At 57.2% G+C, this 8186-nt stretch carries 6 protein-coding genes; all 6 read left to right on the top strand.

Annotation, left to right across the window (positions count from 1 at the left end; translation table 11 throughout):
• Nucleotides 1-57 precede the first annotated feature (57 nt).
• On the top strand, nucleotides 58-1389 hold the full coding sequence (locus tag KHZ24_07435; protein MBS5451027.1) for an MATE family efflux transporter: 1332 nt from the start codon (nucleotides 58-60) through the stop codon (nucleotides 1387-1389).
• Nucleotides 1390-1504: 115 nt separating this feature from the next.
• Complete coding sequence (guaA, locus tag KHZ24_07440) at nucleotides 1505-3106, top strand: glutamine-hydrolyzing GMP synthase (GenBank protein MBS5451028.1); 1602 nt, start codon at nucleotides 1505-1507, stop codon at nucleotides 3104-3106.
• A gap of 98 nt (nucleotides 3107-3204) precedes the next feature.
• Nucleotides 3205-4506 (top strand): ATP-binding protein, encoded by a 1302-nt coding sequence (locus KHZ24_07445; GenBank protein ID MBS5451029.1) that lies wholly within the window; start codon nucleotides 3205-3207, stop codon nucleotides 4504-4506.
• A 43-nt stretch (nucleotides 4507-4549) separates the two neighbouring features.
• The gene (locus KHZ24_07450) at nucleotides 4550-5080 is read left to right on the top strand and encodes a hypothetical protein (GenBank protein MBS5451030.1); all 531 of its coding nucleotides are present in this window, start codon (nucleotides 4550-4552) and stop codon (nucleotides 5078-5080) included.
• A gap of 64 nt (nucleotides 5081-5144) precedes the next feature.
• On the top strand, nucleotides 5145-6038 hold the full coding sequence (locus KHZ24_07455) for a hypothetical protein (protein MBS5451031.1): 894 nt from the start codon (nucleotides 5145-5147) through the stop codon (nucleotides 6036-6038).
• Between the two features lie 1674 nt (nucleotides 6039-7712).
• Nucleotides 7713-8186 (top strand): hypothetical protein (locus KHZ24_07460; protein ID MBS5451032.1); only part of this gene is annotated, 474 nt, incomplete at its 3' end.

The raw sequence follows: 8186 nt of genomic DNA on the forward strand, positions 1-8186 counted from the left end.
AGGGGCGGAAGCGAGAGGGCTGCGCTCGACATCCTGACGGGACCGCTGTGGAAGAAGATGCTGCTGTTCGTGTTGCCCATCATGGGCGGCAACGTGTTCCAGCAGCTCTACTACTACGTGGACGCCGCCGTCGTGGGCCATGCGGTGGGCTCGGTGGCCCTGGGCGCCGTCGACTCAACGCAGCCGCTGCTCAGCCTGTTCATCGACTTCTTCGTCGGCCTGGCGACGGGCGCCACAATCATCGTCAGCCAGTTTTGGGGCGCGCACGACGAGCGTCGCGTGAGCGAGGCCGTCCATACTGCCATCGCGTTCGCTATGGTGGCGGGGCTGCTCATCACGCTCGTGGGCCTGCCGCTGGCCGAGCCCCTGCTCCACCTCATGAAGACGCCGGCTGAGAGCTTTGGCTATGCGCTGACGTTCATCCGCATCCAGCTCATCGGCGTCGCGTTCATGATGGTGTACAACATGGGAGCGGGCATCCTGCGCTCAATTGGCGACTCGCGGCGGCCGTTCTACTTCCTTGTGGTGACGTCGGCGGTGAACATCGTGCTCGAGCTGCTGTTCGTCGTCGTGTTGGGCTGGGGCGTCGCCGGTGCCGCGTGGGCGACCGTGCTCTCCATCGCGCTGTCGGCGGCGCTCGTGCTTATCGTGCTGTGCCGCTCGCGGGAGGCGTATCGCCTCGAGTTGCGGCGCATCGGGCTCTCGGGGCCTATGTTGCGCAAGGTCGTGGGTATCGGCCTGCCGACGGGCATCCAGATGAGCACGTTCTCCGTCAGCAACATGGTCATCCAGACGGGCATCAACGCCTGCGGGGCGCACGTCGTCTCGGCGTTCTCGGTGTGCGGCAAGTGCAATATGGTGCTGTGGCTTGTCCTCGACGCGTTCGCGCTGTCGGCGACGACGTTCATGGGGCAGTGCTATGGCGCGGGCGACATACGGCGGGCGAAGCGCAGCGCGTGGATGGCGCTCGGGCTGTGCTATGCGTGTGCTGTCCCACTCGGCGTGCTCATCATCGTGCTGGCGCCGCAGATCTCGGCCATCTTCACGAGCGATACGAGCCTGCTGCCCGACACGCTGACGTACATCTGGCTCGTCATCCCGGGGTACTTCTTCTTCATCACGGCGCAGGTGCTCATGGGTGCGGTGCGCGGCACGGGCGAGACGCTCAAGCCGATGCTCATCGTGCTGCTGGGCGTGTGCGTGCTGCGCGTCGTGTGGCTGTACACGGCGGCCGTTGTGTGGCCGGGCCCCGTGACGGTCGTGGCGGCCTATCCGGTGTCGTGGGTCGTGACGGCGGCTGTGAGCCTGGCGTACTACCTGCGCGGAGGGTGGCGCAGGAGGCTGGAGCTCGTGGAGGAGCGTGCCAAGGGGCGCGCGCGAGGCGAGTAGGGGGTCGGCGGCGCGCGACTTTTTTGCAGCGTGCATGCCAACCCGCGCGGGCGGTTCTGCGCGTCGTAGAATTAGGCGACTGCTTTTGCCACCGTCCAGGGAGGGTTCTCGCCACATGGCAACCAACGTCACCGACCAGCTCGTCGTCGTGCTCGACTTCGGCGCCCAGTACGGACAACTCATCGCCCGCCGCGTGCGCGACCTGCACGTGTACTCCGAGATCATGCCGTGCGACACGCCGGCGTGGGAGATCGCCGAGAAGGGCGCGAAGGCCATCATTCTTTCGGGTGGTCCGGCCAGCGTCTATGCCGAGGACGCGCCCGAGATCGACCCGGACGTGTTCACGCTGGGTATCCCGATCCTGGGCTTCTGCTACGGGCACCAGATTATGGCCAAGACGCTGGGCGGCATGGTGTCGCATGCCGAGGTGGGCGAGTACGGCGGCGTTGAGCTGCACCGCAAGGGCGAGTCGCTGCTGCTTGACGGCACGCCTCAGGAGCAGACCGTCTGGATGAGCCACCGAGACTCGGTGACGATGGTGCCGATGGGCTTCAAGATCACGGCGTCGACCGAGGTATGCCCCGTGGCGGCGATGGAGAACCAGGGCAGCGACCTGTACGCGACGCAGTTCCATCCCGAGGTGCGCCACAGCGCGTACGGCAACCATATTCTGGCGAACTTCCTGTTCAAGATCTGCGGGTTTAAGCCGACGTGGAACATGGACGATCTCGTGGAGCAGAAGGTCAACGAGATCCGCGAGAAGGTTGGCGAGGATCGCGTCATTCTGGCGCTGTCGGGTGGCGTGGACTCGTCCGTGGTGGCGGCGCTGTGCTCGAGGGCGATCGGCAGGCAGCTGACCTGCGTGTTCGTGAACCACGGGCTGCTGCGCAAGGACGAGCCGGAGCAGGTGGAGGAGGTCTTCACCAAGCAGTTCGACGTCGACTTCGTGCACGTGCATGCCGAGGAGCGGTATGCCAAGCTGCTCGAGGGTGTGACGGAGCCCGAGGAGAAGCGCCGGATCATCGGCACGCAGTTCTGGAAGGAGTTCTTCGCCGTTGCCCAGCAGCTCGAAGAGGGCGGCAAGCCGGTGAAGTACCTGGCACAGGGGACGATCTACCCTGACATCATCGAGAGCGGCGCGCGCAAGACGGGTGGCAAGGCGAGCACGATCAAGAGCCACCACAACCTGATTCCGTTCCCGGATGGCGTGTCGTTCGATCTGATCGAGCCGCTCGACCACTTTTTCAAGGACGAGGTGCGTGCGCTGGGCACGGCGCTGGGGCTGCCGGATCACATCGTGTACCGTCAGCCGTTCCCGGGCCCGGGCCTGGCGATCCGCATCATCGGGTCGGTGACGCCGGAGAAGCTCGAGATCCTGAAGAACGCCGATGCGATCGTGCGCGAGGAGCTCGATGCGTACAACGCGAAGCTGTTCGAGGAGACGGGCGAGCGAAACTCCGAGCACTCGTGCTGGCAGTACTTCGCGGTGCTGCCCGACATCCGCAGCGTCGGCGTCATGGGCGACGAGCGCACGTACGCGCGGCCGATCATTCTGCGCGCCGTGGAGAGCTCCGACGCGATGACCGCCGACTGGGCGAAGCTGCCCTACGACGTGCTGGCGAGGATCTCCGGCAGGATCGTGGCCGAGGTGCCCGGCGTCAACCGCGTGGCGTACGACATAACGAGCAAGCCCCCGGCAACGATTGAGTGGGAATAGTAACTAGAGCCTGATTTTCTCCAATTTTTGCTATTTTACGGCCTTATTTTCGCCATTTTTAACGAAAATAAGGCCGTATCCATTCTTTGGGGGCTCCTTTGGATCGATTCCTCATGAGCAAGCTTGTTGATTGGAAGAACAAGCCGCGCCGCAAGCCGCTTATTCTGAACGGTGCGCGTCAGGTTGGCAAAACGTGGCTGCTCAAGGAGTTTGGCAAAGCACAGTTTGAAAACGTTGCCTATATCAATTTGGATGGTAACCTCAGAATGCAGGAGCAGTTTGAGCTGGGGTATGACATTTCTCGCATTATTTCTGCCATCCAATTCGAGACGAGTGAAGTCGTATCCGAAGGCAGCACCCTTATTATTCTTGACGAGATCCAAGCGTGCCCGAAAGCACTCACTAGCCTCAAGTATTTTTACGAGGAGGCGCCGGGATATGCTGTTGCTGCTGCGGGATCACTTTTGGGCATAACGGTGCATGAAGGTAGCGGTTATCCCGTAGGAAAGGTTGATACGCTGGATCTGTATCCCCTTCATTTCCGGGAGTTTCTTGTCGCGACGGGAAATGGGTCACTTTGCGACCTTCTCGACTCTGGAGACGCTGACCTTATAAATGGTTTTTCGAGTAAGTTCGTCCCACTTCTTCGTCAGTATTATTACGTGGGCGGTATGCCCGAAGTAGTGAGTTCTTTTCTTGGTCGAGGCCTTCTCGAGGATGCGAGAGACGTACAGCTTGAGATCCTAAGAGGCTACGAGCGCGATATCTCGAAGCATCTGGGCAGGACTGAAACGGAGTATGCGCTTGCGGCATGGAGGTCGATTCCGTCTCACCTGGGCCGAGAGAACAAGAAGTTTGTTTTTAGCCACATTGCACAAGGGGCGCGTGCGAGAAACTATCAGGCGGGCATTACGTGGCTAACACAGGCCGGTATTACGACACTTGTCCGGAGGATTTCGAAGCCCGGTATTCCCCTATGCCCCTATGCTGACGATACGGCGTTCAAGCTCTTTTTGGTTGATGTTGGCCTGCTTGGAGCTATGGCACAGATAGATAAGGAAACCGTTATCGGAGGAAATGACATCTTCGAGGAATTTAAGGGATCTCTTACTGAGCAGTATGTTTGTCAGCAGCTTGTCTCTGACTGCGGGCTCGCACCATACTACTGGTCGGCGGAAAACTCCTCGGGCGAGATTGACTTTCTGGTACAGAAAGCGAATTGCGTCTACGCGATCGAGGTAAAGGCTGAGGAGAACTTACGGGCTAGAAGTCTTCGGTCGTTTAAAGATGCTCATCCGGAGATAAAGTCCGTGCGGTTCAGTCTCTCTGGCTATCGTGAACAGGACTGGATGAGAAATGTCTCTCTGTATGCAGTGTCGAATACGAAGCTGTGGGGCTAGGCGTGCGACGACGCGGTCGGATTAAAGGGATTGGGGGAGCAAAATGATTCCTTCGAAATTTGCGCAAGGGGCGTGGGGAAAGAGTTGGGAAGAGGCATGTAAGACAGATGCAGTCCAAGGGACGGCGGGGCTCGGTGAAGAGGGTGTCACTCTCGACATTCCCTGCGGAAAGTTGCTCGGCTTACCGAACGTTGTTGTAAATGGCGCCAGGGAATCTTCCACTGCGGATTTTCTATACGGGTTTTCTCAAGATGGATACGCCCTGGTACTTGGAAATGCCGTATACAGTGGCGGAGAGACGCACTATCCAGGAATGATGCATCAGGTTATCCGCGCAGACTACTTGATGGCGGCAAAGGGCTGCAGTGAGTTTGACCCATCTGCTCAGATTAAAAAGATGGATATAGAACTCAGAAACTTGGCAGATTGGTACGGAAAGTCAGCATATTGTATGATTTATGAGGCTGACGACCAGAAGAATATATGCTTTAAGTCGCTCGAGTATCGAAGAGACGACGATGAACCTTGCATACTGCTAAATAACGATCAATGCACCGTTACATTGTTTATTTAGTAGGTATGCCTTTCCGGGGCTGAATAACAACGAGATGACTTTTAGACATCGATGCGGTCTTAGCGTGCATTTTTTGGCCGGTAAATCTCTTGAAGAAGCTCGCAGTTTTGCCGTTGGCCTTTCGAAGTTTTTTAGCCTGTGCATGGGATTTCATGCTTCGATTCAAACGTTGAAGTTCTATTTTGACGGTAACGGCACGTCCGTTCAATATTACGCTCCATTGCTGGATTCTCCTGCACCATCTAAAAATACCATATGCTCAATGCCGTTTCCCTATCGCGCGCTTGAGGCCAAAATTTGTATTTATCTTAACAGATGGTTTAACCACTGCAATGAAATGGGAGACGAAAAGGACTACGGGCTCATCAAGCGGGCTGGCAATATGATTATTTCGGTTCTTGCCTATGGCTGGAAGATGCCGGTTGAATTGCAGTGCGTATCTGTTTCTCAGGCGCTTGAGGCGATTTCAAAATACAAAACTGATTTGAAGCTGTGGCCAAAAGTGGAGCATAAGCGTATCCAAAAAGAGCTTATGGAACGTATGAAGGGAATACCTGAGGAATATTCTGAATGGATTCAGTCTCGAATAAGTCAAAATTCAAAAGGTGCGAAACGCTTGATGAATGAACTTATGGATAGGCAACGTGATGTCGTCGAATGGCTTGTGCCTAACACCGATCAATTTGTTCATGAGCAGCAGACGGCCCGAAATACGTATTCGCATGGATCCCCAGCCGGGGTAGTCGATCCACCTAATTTGTACTGGCTAACAATAGGGGCGGCGTTGGTTGGCTATGCCATACTGTGGCACTTGCTCGGCATGGAATCTGGCGAAATTCAAACCGAACTTGAACGCTCGCGTTTTAAATCAAAGGCTGTTGAATGGCTGCAACAGCGGTATTGCGAGAGAGACGTGGCAGATGTTTCTAGGTGTGTGGAGCCTGATGTTAGGCAGTGAATAACTGAGCATTCTTAGGGATCCATACCCGTATCAGATCCTTTCGGCTGTTCTTGCAATCGCCAGGGTGGCTCTTGGCAACCCGATCGTTCGGGTATAAGATATCTGCCAGACGGACGCCTTCACTCAAGCAAGCAGGCGTGCCCGTTTCTGCTTAGACCCGATGGCCTCGCTACAGGCTACCGGGTCTTCTTCTTGTTCGGGAAGTGCTTCCCGTGAGCAGTCAGAGCAGATGAGCGGTTTCGGCGGTACTCCAAGAACGCGAGTACCGCTCCCACAACGTCACACAGGGTCGATATGACCGAGAGTAACTGTGACATCGGCGTCACCCCCTTTCGATAGAGAAGGGGCACGCCCGCCAAATCCGTCTGGCATTGGAGGCAATTATACGGAGTCTGTCTGACGTCCGCCTTCCGTCTGCGGACACCTTGGCATCCCCAAGTCATCTGAAGCTATCGGGATTCGCGGGAACTCGTGGGTATTTCCTGGGAAGGGACTCTTGGCGTCCGCTGCACACTGACCTATAATATCTGCCAGGCAGACGCCTAGACACAAGCTAGCAGGCGTGCCCGTTCTACTTCAGACCCGATGGCCTCTTCCCAGGCTACCGGGTCTTCTTTTGTCGCGGGAAGTGCTTCCCGCTCGTAGGCGGAGCAGATGGCTGGCTCCGGCGGTACTCCAGAAGAGCGAGCACCGCCCCGACAACGTCGCACAGGGCCGAGACGGCCGAGAGTAGCAGCGACATTGGCATCACCCCCTTTCGCGGGAGAGGGGGCACGCCTACCAAATCCGCCTGGCATTGCAGACAATTATACGCGGTGGCAGGGCACAATTCTCCTCATTCGTAGACTACCTGAGGATTTCTACTGTACGCTCGCCTACGTGTATTGGGCTAAGATCGAGTAGGGCGTTGCCGAAACTCCTCGAGGATGATGTCCATACCCAAGCACGGGTTTGCGTGCTGCGCCAGGCAGACGCAGCGGCTTCAAAGCTGGCGCGAAGAAGGCCGAGGGTGCACGCCTGGCTCAGTGAGGTGGCGCACGCGGGAAAGTCCCATCAAGAGAAAAGGCGAGGGCTGGGTTAGCGCCACATGTGATGAGAACAGCAGCTTCCGGGATGGCATGATGAGCAGCGAGATGAGTGGGCGCAAAGCCGAACGACAGGAGCGTGATCCGCAGATGTCAGAAACAGGCGTGCGAGTAAGGCTCATACATTGTGAAATGAGGAAATCGACAAACCACCAGGCAGATGGCAGCGCACGTAGGGATGAGTATTCAACATGTTGTCATCAACGCCGATCTGAATGTCATAATTGACACGTGGGCTAACCATGTTGAACGACTCCTTAAAGTTGACCCTAAGGGGACGCGGGGACTATCATTAATGAGCATTTGTAGAAAGCGAATCTCCGCTAGGATTCGCGCTCGTTAATGAGGAGTGGCTATGCCGAAGTTCAATGTACGTCGAGCGGTGGTGAGCGCTGGTCTGGCTGGTGCCCTGGCATTCAGCGGGACTGCGGTCGCTTTCGCAACCGAGGAGGTGCAGGAGCCCCAGCCCGATCAGCAGAGCGAGCGTGCGGCGGCTACCTCTACTCCATATCTGACCTTCTATGACGTAACAAATGGTTCATCTGGAGTAAATGTTCCGGGTACGACGTGGGATCAAAAGGTCGATGTGGTTGAAGGCAAGACGACCTTCGGTGAAGTTGCTCCCAGCGTTCCTACCGAGGGCTGGAAGATCATTGGCTATCAGGTGCAGACTGCAACGGGCATACTGACTACAAACGAAAACCAGCCGAAGGAGGAGCCGGCTGCTGCCGCCAACGTCAAGTTCATCATGACGAACCCCGACACGGATCAGATCGTCTATGAGAAGACGATCGAGACGACCGAGGGCTCGAAGATTGCTCTGACGGATCTCGAGGGTCTGGGCGAAGTCGACGGCTACTCGCTTGACAGCTGGATGGATCAGGACGGCAATACGTACGAGGCAAGCCTCGGTGACTTCCTTGCCCCGGCTGGCGACACCACCATGTACGCTCAACTGACCAAGAACGACACGCCCGACCCGATCCAGAAGGCCACCGTCAAGTTCATGGTGACCGACCCGGAGACCGACGAGATCCTCTTCGACCAGTCGGTCGACACG

The organism is Coriobacteriia bacterium, from assembly GCA_018368455.1.
Taxonomy (GTDB): domain Bacteria; phylum Actinomycetota; class Coriobacteriia; order Coriobacteriales; family UMGS124; genus JAGZEG01.

Bases quoted from the DNA above. Each gene is read 5' to 3' on its own strand.
- KHZ24_07435 (MBS5451027.1), top strand. From the start codon at position 58: ATGCTGCTGTTCGTGTTGCCCATCATGGGCGGCAACGTGTTCCAGCAG.
- guaA (MBS5451028.1), top strand. From the start codon at position 1,505: ATGGCAACCAACGTCACCGACCAGCTCGTCGTCGTGCTCGACTTCGGC.
- KHZ24_07450 (MBS5451030.1), top strand. From the start codon at position 4,550: ATGATTCCTTCGAAATTTGCGCAAGGGGCGTGGGGAAAGAGTTGGGAA.